Origin of the sequence: Herbaspirillum frisingense GSF30 (genome assembly GCF_000300975.2) — a bacterium.
Classification (GTDB): domain Bacteria; phylum Pseudomonadota; class Gammaproteobacteria; order Burkholderiales; family Burkholderiaceae_D; genus Herbaspirillum; species Herbaspirillum frisingense.
Genome location: NZ_AEEC02000027.1, coordinates 16,371 through 33,923, shown reverse-complemented (window position 1 = coordinate 33,923; position 17,553 = coordinate 16,371). Strand labels below are relative to the sequence as shown.

The window sequence follows — 17,553 nt, the reverse complement described above, 5'->3', positions numbered from 1 at the left end:
GTTCTTCCGGCTGCTCCGTGCAGCCGTTCTTGTTCAGGGTGTGTCGCAAAGCGCTTATAATCATGCAGGTCGACGCAACGAAACTTGAACATTCCTGACACGTACTGGCGCCCGCCAGCGCAATTCCATCCTGCGAACAATCACCACATGAGTTCAGAATTCCTGCAACTGGCTGAAAAAGTCACTCAGCTCGCCAAGCTGGCACAAGGCCTGCGCGAAGAAAATGCCGAGCTGCGCCGGAAAGTCAAACTGCTCTCCGAAGAAAACACCACCCTCTCCGGCCGGGTGGATGATGCCTACCGGCGCGTGAGCACCGTCCTGGCGCAGCTGCCGGTGGCCGAGGTCGCCGAGGCCCCCGAAGCCGCGCTGTCGGCCGATGAGGAGACCGCATGAGCACCATCCAGATCCAGGCCATGATCATGGGCCAGTCCTACACCCTGGCATGCCAGGAAGGCGAACAAGCCGCGCTGCATCACGCCGTGGCCTATCTCGACCAGAAGATGCGCGCCATCCGCGATGCCGGTCGCATCAAGGGCACCGACCGCATCGCCGTGATGGCCGGATTGGGCATCGCTGCCGAGTTGCTGACCATGCAACGTGCCGAAGGCCCCTTCGCCGGTCTCACCATTGCCCAGTGGCAGCAACAGATCACCGCCATCACCGAGGTGGTGGACCAGGCATTGGCGCCACAGGAAAAACTGTTCTGAACTGTTCGGATATCCGGACCAATCTGCACAGCGCAAGAAAAATGGCTGCCTTCGGGCAGCCATTTTCATTTCATGTGTTGCTGGTAGTTCGTGACGGCGCGGCGAATCAGCCTGTCGAAACACTGGTTACAAAATCGCCCAGAAATTTTTCGTTCAGGTCTTGGAGAGCGGCGGTGAATGGGTTAGACTTCGTACTCCTGCCGTGTTCGCGATTGCCATATATTCCTTGAACCATTTACGAGCATAGGCTGTGGGATCGTTTGATGGGCGTGAGCGTCGCTAGACCGATGAACCCGAAATTGAACTACTGCAGCCAACTTGAACCGTCAGGTTCAGGATGCCGGCACAGCGGCACAGGCGGGACTTGATTCAAGAAAAACGGCTGCATCTGCAGCCGTTTTTTTATGCCCGTCCAGTTTGCACCGGACGCAGTGCAACGCAGCTCAGCTCTCGCGCTTTCTCGCGCCCTTGCGCTCCTGCCCCACCTCATCGATGGCATCCTGGAATTCGGTCACATCCTCGAAGCTCTTGTACACCGAGGCGAAGCGGATATAGGCAATCTTGTCCAGCCGCTTGAGTTCGCGCATGACCAGCTCGCCCACCTGCCCCGACATCACTTCCCGTTCGCCGCTCTGCAGCAGCTTGTCCTGGATGCTCTGGATCGCCATGTCCACCGCCTCGGCCGACACCGGTCGCTTGCGCAGGGCCAGCATCAGGCTGCCGCGCAGCTTGCTGGGGTCGAACTCGGTACGACTGCCATTCTTCTTGACGATCACCGGCAGGGTCAGCTCGATGCGCTCGTAGGTCGTGAAGCGCTTGTCGCAATTGCCGCAGCGGCGACGACGGCGGATCGAATGACCGTCCTCGGACAGACGGGTGTCCAGCACCGGGGTATCTTCGTGATTGCAGAATGGGCACTTCATGGCAGCAGTGGTTTGGTTGGACTGGACAAGGAGGACCACCCTCCTGACTTCGTATTGCAGCACGACTTCGCGACCTGGCGCAGAGGGCGCAGTATTGCACCCGCTCACCGTGACAGCCATCGTATCGTAGTGCAGATAAACGACGGCGCCCGCAAAAACGGGCGCCGTCGGGCAAGACATCGATCCGGCAGACCGACGATGCCGGCCCGCATCGGACCGGCGTCGTCACGTCAGAGACAATCAGCCGTAGACCGGGAAGGCGTCGGTCAGCTTCTTGACCTCGACCTTGACGCGCTCGATGGTGGCCGCGTCATGCGGGTTGTCCAGCACGTCGGCGATCAGGTTGCCGACCTTCTCGGCCTCGGCTTCCTTGAAACCACGGGTGGTCATGGCCGGGCTGCCCAGGCGGATGCCCGAGGTCACGAACGGCTTTTCCGGATCGTTGGGGATGCCGTTCTTGTTGCAGGTCATGTGGGCCGAACCCAGGATGGCTTCGGCTTCCTTGCCGGTCAGGCCCTTGGGGCGCAGGTCCACCAGCATCACGTGCGACTCGGTACCGCCGGAGACGATGCGCAGACCACGCTTGATCAGGGTCTTGGCCAGCACATCGGCGTTCTTGACCACCTGCTGCTGGTAGGCCTTGAATTCGGGCGAAGCGGCTTCCTTGAAGGCCACGGCCTTGGCGGCGATGACGTGCATCAGCGGACCGCCCTGGATACCAGGGAAGATGGCCGAGTTGATGGCCTTTTCATGCTCGGCCTTCATCAGGATCACGCCACCGCGCGGACCGCGCAGGGACTTGTGGGTGGTCGAGGTGACGAAGTCGGCGAAGGGCACCGGGTTGGGGTACACACCGGCGGCGATCAGGCCGGCATAGTGGGCCATGTCGACCATGAAGTAGGCGCCGACTTCCTTGGCGATCTTGGAGAAGCGCTCGAAGTCGATGCGCAGCGAGTAGGCGGAGGCGCCAGCGATGATCAGCTTGGGCTTCTTCTCGCGAGCCAGGGCTTCCATGGCTTCGTAGTCGATCTCTTCCTTGTCGTTCAGGCCATAGGAGACGACGTTGAACCACTTGCCCGACATGTTCAGTGCCATGCCGTGGGTCAGGTGGCCGCCTTCTGCCAGCGACATGCCCATGATGGTGTCGCCCGGCTTCAACATGGCGAAGAACACGCCCTGGTTGGCCTGGGAACCGGAGTTGGGTTGCACGTTGGCGGCTTCGGCGCCGAACAGGGCCTTCAAGCGGTCGATGGCCAGCTGCTCGGCCACGTCCACGTATTCGCAGCCACCGTAGTAGCGCTTGCCCGGATAGCCTTCGGCGTACTTGTTGGTCAGTTGCGAACCTTGCGCTTCCATGACGGCCGGCGAGGTGTAGTTTTCAGAAGCGATCAGCTCGATGTGATCCTGCTGGCGTGCGTTTTCCTTCTGGATGGCAGACCACAGGTCGGGATCGACTTTCGCGAGAGTCTGGTTCTTGTCAAACATGGTGTTTCTCCAAATTGATGAGGTGCGGCCGAAGATCGGGTCACCGGCTGCGCGAAGGCATGCCTGATGCTCGACTTCCAAAATCGAATGAGGGCCAGAAAATACGGGGGGATTGCGGGCAGCCTCAGTCGTACTGTCCATTCGGCTGCCCAGGCGCACGGCTGTTGAAATCTCACGCTTCCCGATGGATCCCCATCTTGGTCGGTTTTACCCGACGTTTCGCCAGTCACGTGAGACGAAATGGTGAGCGCATTGTAGTGAAATGGGGCGATTTCGGCAAGAACCATGGCGCAGGCGCAACATGCGCCAACCGGCCCCGCAGCAGCACCAAAAGCGAGCCGCACTTCGTAAAAACCGGCTTTGGGCTACAATTTCGTTTTCTTCCGGGATCGCCGGGGTGAAGCGCAGGGACGCCGTTCCGCCTGCGACCTGAGCACCGGCACCGGTTCTTACGCCACACACAGGAGAATCAAGAGATGGTCGTGTTGATTACGGGAGCTACCGCAGGCTTCGGCGCCGCCATGGCGCGCAAATTCGCCGGCAATGGTCACAAGGTGATCGCCGCCGGTCGCCGCAAGGAGCGCCTGGATGACCTGGTCAAGGAACTGGGTGCCGACAAGGTACTGCCGCTGGTGCTGGACGTGACCAGCAAGTCCTCCATCGACGCCGGCCTGGCCAGCCTGACCGGTGACTGGAAGCAGGTCGACGTCCTGATCAACAACGCCGGTCTGGCCCTGGGCCTGGGCCCGGCCCACGAAGTCGCGCTGTCGGACTGGGAAACCATGATCGACACCAACGTCAAGGGTCTGGTCACCATCACCCACGCCCTGCTGCCCGAGATGGTCAAGCGCGGCAGCGGCACCATCATCAACCTGGGCTCGGTGGCCGGCGCCTACCCCTACCCGGGCGGCAACGTCTACGGCGCCACCAAGGCCTTCGTCGACCAGTTCACCCTGAACCTGCGCGCCGATCTGGTGGGTACTGGCGTGCGCGCCACCAACCTGGCCCCTGGCCTGTGCGGCGGCACCGAGTTCTCCAATGTGCGCTTCAAGGGCGATGACGGCGCGGCCGCCAAGGTCTATGAAGGCACTACCCCGCTGACGGCCGACGATATCGCCGAAGCCGCCTTCTGGGTCGCCACCATGCCGGCACACGTCAACATCAACTACATGGAACTGATGCCGACCTGCCAGGGCTTCAGCCCCTTCAACATCAAGCGCAAACAGTAAGGGATGGGGTAAAATGGCGTTTTTGCCGGGAACGCTCCGGCACCGCAGGAACGCCATTTGCAAGCCCCTTTGCGATCAGTTCCCCAGTGCAAGATGCGTGACCTCCACTAAATCTTGCATTTGAGGCAACACCCAGTTCGCATTGATGGCTTTCCGCTTCCTTGATTTCTTTTCAGCTGCCACAGCAGATTTCCCAATAACAAGAAGCATATGAGTGCCGCCAGTAGTCCATTCGACTGGAACATCCGGGTCTACTATGAAGATACCGACACCGGAGGCGTGGTCTTCTACGCCAATTACCTGAAGTTCTTCGAGCGCGCCCGCACGGAATGGCTGCGCTCCTTCGGTTTCCAGCAGCAACACCTGGCCGAGACCACCGGCGCCATCTTCGTGGTCAGGAACACCAACGTCGACTATCTCTCGCCAGCGCGCCTGGACGATGAACTCCGCCTGACCGTCGTGGTCGAAAAACTTCGAAATGCCTCCATGGAATTTTCCCAGGAGGCCTGGCGCCTGCCGTCGGGGGATGGCAATGCCGCCAGCGACCAGGACGCGACGTTGCTGGCACGGGGCAGCATCACCGTGGTCTGCGTGGACGCAGCCACGTTCCGCCCGCGCCCCATTCCCGAAGAAGTGCTCGCCTGCATCAAGAAAGCCGCATGATGTCAACGGAAAAGCTCATCCGGACCTTTATGGCAGGTAGCACAACTGCCCCAACAGGCAATCTTGCCGCTTGGGACGATATCCGTGCCGGAAACCTTCTCCCTACAATGACCGTCTTTTGTTTCATGTAACTGAATCTACAACTGAACAAAAGATACAAACCGCCGACTTACCAATCCATTCACCGCTGCCACGCCGCCACATTTCCCCATGAACGTCACACAAGACCTGTCCTTCATTTCACTGATCGCAAACGCGTCCGTTTTGGTGCAACTGGTGATGCTGCTGCTGCTGTCGGCATCGATCATCAGCTGGACCTACATCTTCCGCAAGATGTTCACCATCCGCGCCGCGCGCGTGCAGACCGAGGAATTCGAACGCGTCTTCTGGTCCGGCGGCAACCTGTCGGCGCTGTACCAGGAAGCCCTGTCCAATCGCCGCAAGGCCGGTAGCGGTGGCGCGATGGAACGCATCTTCCAGGCCGGCATGGGTGAATTCACCAAGGCCAAGGCCTCGGTCACGGCCCGTGGCGGCGCGGTCGAACCCGGCCTGCTGCTGGACGGCGCCCGCCGCGCCATGCGCGCCGCCTACCAGCGCGAAATGGACGCCCTCGAATCGCACCTGGCCTTCCTGGCATCGGTTGGTTCGGTGTCCCCGTATGTGGGCCTGTTCGGTACCGTCTGGGGCATCATGAACGCCTTCCGCGGCCTGGCCAACGTGCAGCAGGCTACCCTGGCGGCCGTCGCCCCCGGCATCGCCGAGGCCCTGATCGCCACCGCCATCGGCCTGTTCGCCGCGATCCCAGCCGTGGTCGCCTACAACCGCTACTCGCACGACATCGATCGCCTGGCGATCCGCTTCGAAAGCTTCATCGAAGAGTTCTCCAACATCTTGCAACGTCAGGCACGCTAATGGCTGGGTCATCGATGCGCGGGGGCCGTCCCCGCAAGTTCAAGTCGGAAATCAACGTCGTCCCCTACATCGACGTGATGCTGGTGCTGCTGATCATCTTCATGGTGGCCACGCCCATCACCAACCCCAGCGTGATCAACCTGCCCACGGCCGGCAAGTCCACCCAGCCGCCGTCGGATTACATCGAGATCGCCCTGAAGCCCAATACCCAGGCCACGATCCGCATCAACGGCCCCAAGAGCGGCGGCAAGAAGGCCGAGACCGTGACCGGCAAGACCGACCTGTCGGAGCGCCTGCGCAAGCTGCATGAAGACAATCCCGAGCTGGCCGTGATGATTTCGGCGGACAAGGAAATCAAGTACGACGAAGTGGTCCAGGTGATCTCGGAAGCGAAGAAACAGGGCATCGCGCGGGTCGGCCTGGCCACCAAGTAAGCGCACGCCCCAGCGATATGAGCGATAACGCACACTACAACATCCCCAAGGCACCGGGCCGCTGGCGCGCCATCACGCTGGCGCTGGTGATGCACGTGGCCTTGTTCCTGTTCTTCTGGATCGGGATCCGCTGGCAGAGCGAGACCCCGCTCACGGTGGAAGCCGAGATCTGGGACCCGCAATACAAGGAAGCCGCCCCCCTGCCCACCCCGCCCCAGCCCGAACCGGACCCGGTGGTGGAACCGCCCAAGCCGCAACCGCAGCCCCAGCCTGAACCCAAGCCAGTCCCGCCCAAGGTGATCGACGAACCCAAGGTCGAGAAGCCCGATATCGCCCTTGAAAAGGAAAAGAAGCGCAAGGAAGAGCAGGAGAAGCAAGAGAAACAGGAAAAGGCTGACAAGCTCAAGGCCGAGAAGGAAAAGGCCGAGCGCGAGAAGAAGGAGCAGGCCGAAAAGGACAAGGCTGACCGCGAAAAGAAGGAAAAGCTGGAAGCCGAAAAGCAGAAGAAGCTGAAGGAAGAGAAACAGAAGGAAGAAGAGGCCAAGAAGAAGGCTGATGCCGAGAAGCAGGCTGCCGACAAGAAGAAGCAGCAGCAGGCCGCCGCCGACGCCAAGGCCGCCGAACAGCGCCGCCAGGAAGACCTGAAGCGCATGATGGGCCAGGCCACCAGCGCCACCGGTGGTACCGGCACGGCCGAGAAGTCGCAGGGTCCCAAGGGCAGCCCCGATTACGCCAACAAGCTGCGTGCCAAGATCCGCAGCAACACTGTGTTCGATAACAGCGGCGTGAGCGGAAACCCAGCCGGGGAGTACACTGTCGAATTGTTCCCGGATGGTAGCGTGCGCACGGTTCGTGTGAACAAACCTTCAGGCGTGCCGGGCTTCGACGAAGCCGTGCGTACGGCCATCATGAAGTCGCAGCCCTTCCCGGCCGACAAGGATGGCAAGGTACCGTCCAGCTTCACTTTCACCCATTATCCGAAAGATCAGTAAACGATGATTAAAGCCCGTTACCTGACCAGCATCGCCGCCGCCACCGCCGTGGTGGCCGGCCTGTCCTTCGCCCCGGCCTCGCAGGCGCAGATCCGCTTCGAGATCACCGGCGTGGGTGCTTCGCAGATCCCGATCGCCATCACCGCCTTCCCCGGCGAGGAATCGGCACCGCAACAGATCACCTCGGTGGTCAAGGCCGACCTGGCCCGCAGCGGCATCTTCAAGCTCATCGACAATGGCGATGCCCTCTCCGATTCCTCCGCCATCAACTATGGCGACTGGCAGAAGCGCGGCGCCAATGCGCTGGCCGTAGGTAGCGTCACGCGCCTGGCCGATGGCCGCTTCGACGTGCGCTACCGCCTCTTCGACACCGTGCAGTCGAGCCAGCTGTCGGCGCTCTCCATCGGCGCCCAGCCGCAGCTGCTGCGCCTGACCGCCCACAAGATCGCCGATGACATCTATCAGAAGCTGACCGGCATCCCCGGCATCTTCTCCACCCGCATTTCCTACGTGACCAAGTCAGGCGGCGAATATCGCCTGGAAGTGGCAGACGCCGATGGCGAAGGCACCCAGGTGGCGCTGCGCTCCAATGAGCCCATCATCTCGCCGTCCTGGTCGCCCGATGGCACCAAGGTCGCCTACGTCTCCTTCGAAATGAAGAAGCCGGTGGTCTACATCCAGAACCTGGTGACCCGCCAGCGCTCCATCGTGGCCAACTTCAAGGGCAGCAACTCGGCCCCGGCCTGGTCGCCGGACGGTTCGCGCCTGGCCGTGGCCCTGACCCGCGACGGCCTGACCCAGGTCTACGTGATCAATGCCGACGGCTCCGGCCTGCGTCGCCTGACCAACAGCGCCGGCATCGATACCGAACCGCAGTTCTCGCCCGATGGCGGCAGCATCTATTTCACCAGCGACCGCAGCGGCGGCCCGCAGGTGTACAAGGTCGGCCTGGATGGCGGCTCGCCGCAGCGCGTCACCTTCAACGGCAGCTACAACATCAGCCCGCGCATTTCGCCTGACGGCAAGACGCTGGCCTTCATCTCGCGTCGCGACGGCCTGTTCCAGCTCTATGCGCTGGACCTGACCAATGGCCAGGAGACCCGCCTCTCCGACGGCGGTCGCGACCAATCGCCCAGCTTTGCGCCCAACGGCAAATACATCATGTACGCGACGGAATCTGGTCGTCGCGGATCCCTGGCCGTCGTCTCCGTCGACGGCCGAATCAAACAGCGTCTCACGACGCAGGCCGGTGATATCAGGGAACCGACCTGGGGTCCGTTCATGAAATAAAGAAATCCAATATTGCTTTCATCACGACAAGGAGAAATCCAAAATGCGCACTATCAGTACCTTCGCCCTCATCGTCTCCAGTGCAGTCCTGCTGGCCGCCTGCTCGTCCACCAAGCTGGACGACAAGGCTAACGCTCCCGTGCAGAACGGCGCCAGCAACGGCGCTGACACCCGCTCGGTGGGCACCGTCAACGCCGGTTCCGTCGATCCGCTGAACGACCCGCAAGGCGTGTTGGCCAAGCGTAGCGTGTACTTCGACTACGACAGCTACACCGTCAAGCCGGAATACCGTACCGTCATCGAGAACCACGCCAAGTACCTGGTGGCGCACAAGGATCGCAAGGTCATCATCCAGGGCAACACCGATGATCGCGGTGGCGCCGAGTACAACCTGGCCCTGGGTCAGAAGCGTGCTGAAGCCGTCCGCAAGGCCCTGGTCCTGCTGGGCGTGTCGGATGCACAAGTGGAAGCGGTTTCCTTCGGCAAGGAAAAGCCCAAGGCACTGGGCCAGGATGAATCGTCCTACGCCGAGAACCGTCGCGCTGACATCGCTTATCAATAATCGACATGCATACCGCTTTCAAACTGAAATCGGTGACCGTGGCGGCCTTGCTGGCCGCCACGGCTTTCCTACCGCTTACCGCCCGTGCCGGCATGTTTGACGATGACGAAGCACGCAAGGCCATCCTGGACATCCGCTCCAAGATCGAAGCCCTGCAGCGCGACGTCGCCAACAAGGCCGACAAGAACAGTGTCCTGACCCTCTCGGACCGCAACGACAACCTGCAGTCGCAGATTGCCGCGTTGCGCGGCCAGATCGAGGTCTTGACCAACGAGATTACCAACGCCCAGCAACGTCAGAAGGACTTCTACGTCGATCTGGATGCGCGCCTGCGCAAGCTAGAGCCGCAGCAGGTCAGCGTGGACGGCCAGACCGTGGCTGTGGGCGTGTCCGAACAGCAGGCCTATGATGCGGCGCTGTCGCAATTCAAGGGTGGCGACTACAAGGGAGCAGGCAATGCCTTTGCCGACTTCCTGAAGCGTTATCCGCAATCCGGCTACGCCCCCTCGGCGCAATACTGGCAAGGCAACTCCCTGTACGCCCAGCGCGACTACAAGGGTGCAATCGCCGCGCAGCAAGTGGTGGTGAAGAATTATCCGGACAACCCCAAGGCCGCCGACGCCCTGCTCAACATCGCCAGCTCGCAAGCCGAGTTGAAGGACAAGGCAGCCGCCAAGAAGACCCTGGAGCAATTGATCGCCAAGTATCCGAACACCCCGGCCGCGCAAACCGGCAAGGAACGGATGGCGTCATTGAAGTAATGGCCAGTCAGCGCCGGCACCGTGTCGGCGCGTGACGGGCTGCAGAATGATTGGACATCAACACGTGGTGCTAGAGTGTTGACACTGTCGATAGAGTTTGCCTATAATAGCGGTCTTTCGGGTCGTTAGCTCAGTTGGTAGAGCAGCGGACTTTTAATCCGTTGGTCGCAGGTTCGAGTCCCGCACGGCCTACCAGAAATTCAGCAGTAGTCTCAAGAAAAAAGCCCACGTTGACGTGGGCTTTTTTCTTTTCATCTCCGTCCCTCAGCCGCTTCCCCGCCCCCGCCGTCGGGCGCACCCCTTGCTTATTCAGATGCGCCAGCCCGGCCGAGCCCGTGGCGCGTTATGATACCGCCGGCCTGTGTATGCTCCTGCACGGCCAGCCACCCTGCAACCCACTCTGCCCAATGAAACCGCAACGCACCGCCGACACGCCGGAAACCCTCGACCAGACCGTCTACGAGGCCATCTTCAATGCCGTCATGCACGGCCGACTGAAGCCCGGAACGCGCCTGCAGGAGGCCAGCCTGTGCGATCAGTTCGGCGTTAGCCGCACCGTGGTGCGCCAAGCGCTGCGGCGGCTGTCGGAGCTGCGCATTGTCGATGTGGTACCCAACAAGGGCGCCGCGGTGGCGACACCGGGACCGAAGGAGACACGCGATGTCTTCGCCGCCCGACGGGCGATCGAAGGCGCCATCGTGCGCGAAGTGGCGCGCCAGATCGACCACGGTGACGTCGCCAAACTGCGGCAGCGCCTGCAGGCCGAGCACGCCGCGCTGCATGACGGCGACCACCCGCGCTGGGTCGCCCTGGCTGGCGGCTTTCACCTGGCGCTGGCGGAGCTGTCCGGCAACCAGGTACTGCAACGCATGCTGACCGAACTGATGACCCGTTGCTCCCTCATCGTCGCGCTCTACGAAGCCCCCGGCGAGGCCAGTTGCGAGCATGACGAGCACAGCCGCCTGGTGGACCTGCTGGCACTGCGCGATGGCAATGGCGCCAGCGCCGAGATGGAACGCCACCTGCTGGCGCTGGAAGGCCGCCTGCGCCTGCCGGAAGAAAAGCCCGACGCATTGCGCCGCGCTTTCTGAGCTTCCTCCGCGTCCATTCTCCCCACATCCCCACCGCCGATCACCGGCGCCGGACTGCCCACGTCTGGTGCACGACTAGCACCCTGGACGAGCAAAACGCCCATCTGCGTTCATTTTCAAAATTGTATACAATACATATAAATACAATATTTTCTTTAAAATCATATAGATAATATAATTCAAAGGCTGGCATCCAAATTGCATGTATACGATCACAGCGAATTTTCGCCACTGATCCATCCATCCAACAAGGAGCCCCGCCGTGATGAACCGCCGTCAATTTCTGCTTGCATCCAGCGCCGCCGCCGTAGCTGCGTCCTCGCAACCGTTCGCCGCCCTGGCCGCTGCACCGAAGCTGAAGATCGGCTTCATCTATCCGGGGCCGGTGGCCGACATCGGCTGGTCTTTCCAGCATGATCTCGGACGACGCATGCTGGAAAAGGAATTCGGCGCCCGCATCGAGACGGTATTCGTCGAGCGCGTGCCGGAAACGCCGGAGGCCGAGCGTGTCATGCGCCAGCTGATCGATGACGGCTGCAAGATGATCTTCGCCACCTCGTTCGGCTTCATGAACCCGGTGCTGCGCGTGGCCAAGGAAAACCCGGACGTGATCTTCGAACACTGCTCCGGCTACACGATGGCGCGCAATGTCGGCCTGTACCAGACGCGTTTCTATGAAGGCGCCTATGTGCTGGGCACCATCGCCGGACGCATGACCAAGACCAATACGCTGGGCTATGTGGCGCCGATTCCGATCCCCGAGGTGATCCGCAACCTGGACGCCTTCGTATTGGGTGCTCGCAGTGTGAACCCCAAGGTCAACGCCAAGGTGGTGTGGATCAACGCCTGGTACGACCCCAGCCTGGAGCGCGATGCCGCGCAGACGCTGGCCGCGCAAGGCGCCGACGTGTTCTACCAGAACACCGACTCGCCGGCACCGGTGCAGGTGGCGGAAAGCAAGGGCCTGTACGCCTTCGGCCAGGACTCCGACATGAGCCGCTTCGGTCCCAGGGCGCATCTGACCGGCAATACGCTGAACTGGGGCGTGTACTACGTCCACAAGGTGCGGCAGGTGCTGGAAGGCCAATGGAAGGCGGAGGACACCAAGTGGGGCATGAAGGAGGGTATCTTCCAGCTCGCCCCCTACAACGCCGGGCTGCCCAAGGAGGTAGTGGCGCAGGCGGAAGAGCGCCGCAAGGCCATCGTCGCCGGCACCTTGCAGCCCTTCGCCGGCCCCATCAACAACCAGGGCGGACAGTTGCAGGTCGCCGCCCGCCGCACCGTACCCGAGTCCGAGCTCTGGACCATGAAGTGGTATGTGGAAGGCATCCAGGGCAAGCAACCCTGACCCTGGCTACCGATACCGGCTTGCTTTGTTCGGGAGAGCAAACGGGGCAAGCCGAAAGCTCACAATCGCTTCAAGGAATATGAAGAAAACGCCATGACAGAAATCGACTTCGCCGAACTCAGCGTCTACCAGCGCTACAAGCTGATGGCCAGCCTGATCGTGCCGCGCCCGATCGCGCTCATCACCACGCTGGGCGAAGACGGCACGGTCAACGCCGCGCCGTTCTCCATGTTCAACATGCTCGGCGAAGATCCGCCTATCGTGATGGTCAGCATCAACCGCCTGCAGGACGGCGCACTCAAGGACACCGCAGCCAACATCCTGCGCACCGGCGAGTTTGTCGTGCACCTGACCGACGAGGCCATGTGCGCGCAAATGGACGCCTGCGCTGCCACCCTGCCGCCACACCAGAGCGAGCTGGAGCACGCCGGCCTGCACCCCGTGCCGGCGCAGACGATCCGGCCGCCGCGCATCGCCGAGGCGCCGGTCGCCTTTGAATGCGTGCTGCATGAAAAACTGGAAACGGCCAGCCGCTACATCTTCATCGGCCGCGTGCAATGGCTGGCCGCGCGCGATGGCCTGGTCGATACCGAACAATGGCGCGTGCGCCTGCAGGACTATCATCCGGTAGGCCGCTTCGGCGCCAGCTTCTACCTCAACGCCAGCGGCCGCTTCACGCTCGACAAAGCACAAGCCACCACCCCGATCGACGAAATGTGAGGCCGACCATGCGTATCCCCGTCCCCTTCAACGAACAAGACCACGCCGCCATGCGCCTGGCCATCGATGCCTCCGAACAAGCGCTCAAGCGCGGCGATATGCCCTTCGGCGCCACCCTGGTCGCGCCCGACGGCAAGGTGCTGATGACGGCGATGAACAACCAGAACACCGCCGCCGACTGCACCGGCCACGCCGAAATGGTGCTGGTGCGGCGCGCACAGAAAGAGCTGGGGCTGGAAGCCATGCGCGGCGCCACCGTCTACGCCAGTGGCGAACCCTGCGCAATGTGCTGCGGCGCGATGTTCTGGGGCGGCATCGGCCGCGTGATCTATGCCGCCTCCACTGCGCAGATCGGCGACGCGCTGGGCGGGCCGCAACTTCCCCTGCGCGCAGCTGACGTGGTGCAAGATTCTGCACCTGCGGTCAGCGTGGAAGGTCCCTTGCTGGGCGCCGAGGCAGTGACGGTATTGCAGCGCTTCGGGGCCTGAAGGCGCGGTCCCGCCAGTCCCCCCCCCGCGCAGGCACTTCCCCGCCTGCCGGCTCCCCCTCACCGCAACCCATCTCCGCCAAACCCGACCGGCGGCAACACCACCGGCATGGAAAGTGCTTGGCACGGGAGGTAGCGAAGAGATCGACCGCCCCCGACCTCCCAGACCTACTACCTCCAGGCCCTGCGCATTGATGCAGGTCGCCTGTAGTATTCGTGAAAGAAACTCCTCATATCCTTTCAAAGTGGTCCCACCGCGTTGATGCAGTCCCGATGAAAACCGCCCGTACGCCCTTCACCTTCCTTCACCGTCCGTCCCTGCCGCACCGCCATGGCCGGCTTGCCAGCCGGATGGCCGCATTCACCCGTCGTGCCGCGCGACGGCTGGAGTTGCGCTCCTTCCCCTTGCTGCAGGAGCAGTTCAGTGCCGAGGAAGGCTGGCGCGCCTGCCTGGCCATCGCGCTGCCGCTGGCGGCGGCCATGATCAGCGGTCAGCACTGGCTGGCCTGGGCCGTGTTCGCCGCCTTCTGGACCTGCCTGTGCGATGCCCCGGGGCCGCATACCCAGCGGCGGCGCCTGCTGGCCGGCTTTGCGGTGGCGGGCACGGCGGTGGCATTCATCGGTTCCTGGAGCGCCTCCTGGAGCAGTCATGCGGCCCTGCTCGCCGCACCGGTGATGGTGCTGCTCAGCGTCACGCTGACCGGTGCGATCCAGTCCGCAGCGCTGCTGGGGACGCTGCTGGCGGTGGTGGCGGTGGTAGCGGCGGGCTTCCCGCATGCGCCGGCGCTGGCGGCGCTGCAGGCCGCATCTTTCCTGATCGGCGCGCTCTGGGCGTGGCTGCTGATCAATCTTTTCTGGCGTATCGACGAACACACGGCCCTGCGCCAGGCCGCGCAGGCGGCGCTGCTGCGCATGCTCGACATGAGCCGCGACCTGCTCGCCGCGCGCGACGGCCAGCATCGGGAACAGCAATGGCACAGCGAACACGGCGAACACCGCCGCGCCGTGCGATTGGCCCTGGAACGGCTGCGCTCGATGCTGCAGCCTCATGAACGCTCCTCCGGCCACAGAGCCCAGCCCTATCGGCGCCTGCTGGAGGCCTGTGAAATGATCTTCAGCGCCTTGATCGCGCTGGAACACGCCGCCATCCAGCAACTGGGCTCGGCCGCCGAGCGGCGCATCGTGGCAAGGGTGGCGCGTATCGTAGTGCTGCGCGCCTACCAGAGGCTGACGCTGCCGCCACAGATCCCGCTGCCATCGAACCAGTCCCGCCCCATCGACATAAGGCGCGCCAGCCAGCTGGCCGACCCGTTGATGACTGGCTGCCTGTCGGCCTTGATGCAGGCCCACACGCTGCTGCTGTCCGATCCCGCCTGGGCGCAATACCGGGCCGAGCACGGTAGCGATGAACCCGATGCGTCGCCCGCCGCCGCCGTGCCACCCACACTGCAACCCGCCTGGCGCACCGGGCTGGGCCGGGGCCTGCAACAGGGCGCCCGCCAGGCCGCTGGTGTGGCGGCGGTATTCTATGCGGCCCAGGTGTTCCAGCTTGGCTATCCCTACTGGGCCACGATGGCCGTGGTGGTAGTACTGCAAGGTGCGGCACGCCAGACCTGGACGCGCTGCCTGGAACGCATCCTGGGCAGCCTGCTGGGCGGTGCATTGGCACTGAGCCTGCTCCATGTGGCTTCCGGCATGAGCTGGGTGCTGCCGCTGGTGGCGGTGATGCTGGCCGGCCTGGCCATCGCCCTGCGGCTGGTGAACTACACGGTGTTCGTGGTGTTCCTGACCATGTTGTTCATCTGCGTGACGGAAATGCTGCAACCTGGTGTCGGCATCGCCTCGGCCCGGGCCTTGGACAACCTGATCGGCAGCGCCGTCGCCCTGCTGGCCGCCCTGGCGCTATGGCCCGAACTGGGCGCCTCGCCGCGCGAACGCATCGCGCTCGGTCTCAAGGCCAATCGTGACTATCTGGAGGCGGTAGTCGCCCACCAGCCGCCATCGACCTTGCGTCGCCTGCAGCGCCAGGCCGGGCTGGCCAGCATCGACGCCGAGACCGCCCTGCACGACCTGGGTGGCTTGCGCCGCCACAGCGAACGCCTGTCCCACAGCGAGATGGCCCGCCTGCGCGAAGTGCGCGAACTGGCCGGCCAGGCATCGGTGGCCTGGCATCTTGATCGAGGCACCCGGCAGGACCCGGCCACGGCGCGGGAGAGCTGATCCGGTATACTTCCGGTTTTACCGAGTCTGCCTGCCCTGCCCACCGACATGTCCGATCAAGCCCCCGAACCGATCTTCCCGGATGACGCCGTTGCCGGTGCCGATTCCATCCCCGCGCCGCGACGCTGGATCGTCCTGCAGAACGTCCACGAAGTGGAAACCTGGATCGATACCTACAACCGCGAACTGCAGGCAGTGGTGTTCCGCCACAAGATGAACACCGTCAACGCCGGCCAGGGCATCTGCTTCACACTGGAACTGGGCGGCGAGATCTATCTGCACACCACACCGGAAGGCCAGATCCTGCTGGATGTCAGCGAGGAAGCTGCCTGGGCGGCCCCCGTCATCAGCGCAGCCGCCAATGTCCCCGCCCCTGCCGGCTCGGTCTGGGTACTGCCGCCCGATACGCTCACGCAACTGATCCTGGGGCTATCCGGTCTGATTGCCACCTCACAGTTCGTGCTGCGTCATGAATATCGGCTGGGCAGGTCGCAGCGCCCGTACTGAGCCGCCCCGGATACGAAGAAAGCCACCGATGAAAGAACGCACCCTGATCGCCGCCGGCGCCATCAACATGTTCATCGCCGTCGGCTGTGGCGCCTTTGGCGCGCACGGCCTGAAGCGGATGATTTCGGAAGAGATGCTGGCGATCTGGCATACCGCCGTGACCTACCAGGTCATGCACGCGCTGGGCATGATCGCCATCGCCCTGCTCATGCCGCGCATGGCCGGTGCGGCAATGCGCTGGGCCGGCAATCTGATGCTGGCCGGCATCGTCGTCTTCAGCGGCAGCCTCTACCTGCTGGCGCTGACGGGAACGCGCATCCTGGGCGCCATCACGCCCCTGGGTGGGGCGGCCTTCCTGGCCGCCTGGTTGCTGGTGGCATGGGCCGCCTGCAGGCGCGAAGTGTGATGTCCACTGAAACCCGCTGAAGCCCCCTGAAACCCACTCAGGCCGCTGCGCCGCTCAGGGCTTCCTTGACCAGTTCATCGATCTCGCCGGTGATGTTGGAAAGCACGCCAGCCACCACCGAGAATTCCTTGCCCGCCTGCCCCGAACGGGCCGCCACGATGCGCGCATTGAAGGCCACCATCTTGGCTTCGCGGGCGATGACCTCGATGTCGGTCATGATCCCGCGCAACTGCTCGCGCATGAGCCGCGCATGCTTCCTGGACTGCGCCTCGTAGACCGCCGTGATCTCGTTGAGCACGCCCAGCAGCGGCGTGGTCTCCTGCACCAGTTGCGCCAGCAGTTCGGGGCCGCTCTTGAGACGGTCTTCAATGGCGTTGAGGGTCCGCTGCGCCAGTGCGGCAAATGCGGTGATGCGGGCGTCGCCGGCTGGCCGCCCGTAATAGACCTCTTCCAGCTCGGGGCAGAACACCCCGGGCAAATCACCCGACCGCTTGAGCAGGGCCGCATGGGCATTGCTGAACAGGGCCAGCGCCTCGCGGGCGGTAGCACAGGCTCCCTGCTGCCCCTGCGAGGCCAGCACTGCGTAGAGCACCAGGCGCTGTGAGGTGAAACGGCGGCGCCCGGAAAGATTGATCATGGCGCCGAAGACTTCTCCCGACAACGGCACGGTGGATGCATCCTCGGCCTCGCGGTCGGGTGCGGTATCGATCAAGGCCAGGGTGGACATGGCAGGCTTCCTTCCAACGATGCAACGAAAAGCGGACAGGCGCGCAACACACTGAGCATCTGCGCGCCTGCGCGAGGGCCGGGGCCGGA

Annotated in this window: 20 protein-coding genes, 1 tRNA gene, 1 other RNA gene and 1 riboswitch; of the genes, 19 read left to right on the top strand and 3 right to left on the bottom strand. The window is 63.2% G+C overall.

The features are described 5' to 3' along the window. Nucleotides 1-147 precede the first annotated feature (147 nt). From HFRIS_RS17425 to ssrS, 3 genes are all read left to right on the top strand, one after another. Complete coding sequence (locus HFRIS_RS17425) at nt 148-393, top strand: hypothetical protein (RefSeq protein WP_006464745.1); 246 nt, start codon at nt 148-150, stop codon at nt 391-393. Continuing rightward, nucleotides 390-707, top strand: a complete 318-nt coding sequence (locus tag HFRIS_RS17420; RefSeq protein WP_006464744.1) for a cell division protein ZapA — start codon at nt 390-392, stop codon at nt 705-707. Before HFRIS_RS17425 ends, HFRIS_RS17420 begins: the two co-directional genes overlap by 4 nt. 191 nt (nt 708-898) lie before the next feature. Further along, nucleotides 899-1,075, top strand: a non-coding RNA gene (ssrS, locus tag HFRIS_RS24970) — 6S RNA. Nucleotides 1,076-1,150: 75 nt separating this feature from the next. Here ssrS and nrdR read toward each other — a convergent pair. Together nrdR and glyA are read right to left on the bottom strand one after the other, a co-directional pair. Continuing rightward, nucleotides 1,151-1,630 carry a transcriptional regulator NrdR gene (gene nrdR, locus HFRIS_RS17415; protein ID WP_006464743.1) on the bottom strand — a complete coding sequence of 160 codons (480 nt, stop codon included), beginning with the start codon at nt 1,628-1,630 and terminating at the stop codon, nt 1,151-1,153. 240 nt (nt 1,631-1,870) lie between these two features. Next, nucleotides 1,871-3,115, bottom strand: coding sequence for a serine hydroxymethyltransferase (glyA, locus tag HFRIS_RS17410; RefSeq protein WP_006464742.1), 1,245 nt, complete (start codon nt 3,113-3,115; stop codon nt 1,871-1,873). A gap of 140 nt (nt 3,116-3,255) precedes the next feature. Further along, nucleotides 3,256-3,355: riboswitch (ZMP/ZTP riboswitch) on the bottom strand. A 236-nt stretch (nt 3,356-3,591) separates the two neighbouring features. On the opposite strand from glyA, the gene HFRIS_RS17405 reads away from it, so the two are divergent. The 16 genes from HFRIS_RS17405 (at nt 3,592) to HFRIS_RS17330 (ending at nt 16,737) form a co-directional block, all read left to right on the top strand. Next, nucleotides 3,592-4,344, top strand: a complete 753-nt coding sequence (locus HFRIS_RS17405) for an SDR family oxidoreductase (protein WP_006464741.1) — start codon at nt 3,592-3,594, stop codon at nt 4,342-4,344. Nucleotides 4,345-4,554: 210 nt separating this feature from the next. Continuing rightward, the gene (gene ybgC, locus HFRIS_RS17400; RefSeq protein ID WP_006464740.1) at nt 4,555-5,007 is read left to right on the top strand and encodes a tol-pal system-associated acyl-CoA thioesterase; all 453 of its coding nucleotides are present in this window, start codon (nt 4,555-4,557) and stop codon (nt 5,005-5,007) included. A gap of 210 nt (nt 5,008-5,217) precedes the next feature. Next, nucleotides 5,218-5,919, top strand: coding sequence for a protein TolQ (gene tolQ / locus HFRIS_RS17395; protein ID WP_006464739.1), 702 nt, complete (start codon nt 5,218-5,220; stop codon nt 5,917-5,919). Next, nucleotides 5,919-6,353, top strand: coding sequence for a biopolymer transporter ExbD (locus HFRIS_RS17390; RefSeq protein WP_039876230.1), 435 nt, complete (start codon nt 5,919-5,921; stop codon nt 6,351-6,353). The genes tolQ and HFRIS_RS17390 overlap by 1 nt, the downstream gene beginning before the upstream one ends. A 17-nt stretch (nt 6,354-6,370) precedes the next feature. Then, nucleotides 6,371-7,345, top strand: coding sequence for a cell envelope integrity protein TolA (gene tolA / locus HFRIS_RS17385; protein WP_006464737.1), 975 nt, complete (start codon nt 6,371-6,373; stop codon nt 7,343-7,345). Between the two features lie 3 nt (nt 7,346-7,348). Beyond that, nucleotides 7,349-8,635, top strand: a complete 1,287-nt coding sequence (gene tolB / locus HFRIS_RS17380; RefSeq protein WP_006464736.1) for a Tol-Pal system beta propeller repeat protein TolB — start codon at nt 7,349-7,351, stop codon at nt 8,633-8,635. Between the two features lie 43 nt (nt 8,636-8,678). Continuing rightward, entirely contained in the window at nt 8,679-9,197 is a 519-nt protein-coding gene (gene pal, locus HFRIS_RS17375; RefSeq protein WP_006464735.1) for a peptidoglycan-associated lipoprotein Pal, read from the top strand. Nucleotides 9,198-9,202: 5 nt separating this feature from the next. Next, nucleotides 9,203-9,958 (top strand): tol-pal system protein YbgF, encoded by a 756-nt coding sequence (ybgF, locus tag HFRIS_RS17370; RefSeq protein WP_006464734.1) that lies wholly within the window; start codon nt 9,203-9,205, stop codon nt 9,956-9,958. A 119-nt stretch (nt 9,959-10,077) separates the two neighbouring features. Then, nucleotides 10,078-10,153, top strand: a tRNA-Lys gene (locus HFRIS_RS17365). A gap of 212 nt (nt 10,154-10,365) precedes the next feature. Next, a complete protein-coding gene (locus HFRIS_RS17360) occupies nt 10,366-11,049 on the top strand; it encodes a GntR family transcriptional regulator (RefSeq protein ID WP_006464733.1) in 684 nt (227 codons plus the stop codon). Between the two features lie 265 nt (nt 11,050-11,314). Beyond that, on the top strand, nt 11,315-12,397 hold the full coding sequence (locus tag HFRIS_RS17355; RefSeq protein ID WP_006464732.1) for a BMP family ABC transporter substrate-binding protein: 1,083 nt from the start codon (nt 11,315-11,317) through the stop codon (nt 12,395-12,397). 93 nt (nt 12,398-12,490) lie between these two features. Continuing rightward, complete coding sequence (locus HFRIS_RS17350; RefSeq protein WP_006464731.1) at nt 12,491-13,117, top strand: flavin reductase family protein; 627 nt, start codon at nt 12,491-12,493, stop codon at nt 13,115-13,117. Between the two features lie 8 nt (nt 13,118-13,125). Next, nucleotides 13,126-13,605 carry a nucleoside deaminase gene (locus HFRIS_RS17345; protein WP_006464730.1) on the top strand — a complete coding sequence of 160 codons (480 nt, stop codon included), beginning with the start codon at nt 13,126-13,128 and terminating at the stop codon, nt 13,603-13,605. A 272-nt stretch (nt 13,606-13,877) separates the two neighbouring features. Continuing rightward, nucleotides 13,878-15,824: an FUSC family protein gene (locus HFRIS_RS17340; RefSeq protein WP_006464729.1), complete on the top strand. Its 1,947-nt coding sequence runs from the start codon at nt 13,878-13,880 to the stop codon at nt 15,822-15,824. A 48-nt stretch (nt 15,825-15,872) separates the two neighbouring features. Continuing rightward, nucleotides 15,873-16,331, top strand: a complete 459-nt coding sequence (locus HFRIS_RS17335) for a hypothetical protein (protein WP_006464728.1) — start codon at nt 15,873-15,875, stop codon at nt 16,329-16,331. 28 nt (nt 16,332-16,359) lie between these two features. Further along, nucleotides 16,360-16,737: a DUF423 domain-containing protein gene (locus HFRIS_RS17330; protein ID WP_006464727.1), complete on the top strand. Its 378-nt coding sequence runs from the start codon at nt 16,360-16,362 to the stop codon at nt 16,735-16,737. A 37-nt stretch (nt 16,738-16,774) separates the two neighbouring features. Here the strand turns inward: HFRIS_RS17330 and HFRIS_RS17325 are convergent, their stop codons facing one another. Further along, a complete protein-coding gene (locus HFRIS_RS17325) occupies nt 16,775-17,464 on the bottom strand; it encodes a methyl-accepting chemotaxis protein (RefSeq protein ID WP_006464726.1) in 690 nt (229 codons plus the stop codon). Nucleotides 17,465-17,553: the final 89 nt, after the last annotated feature.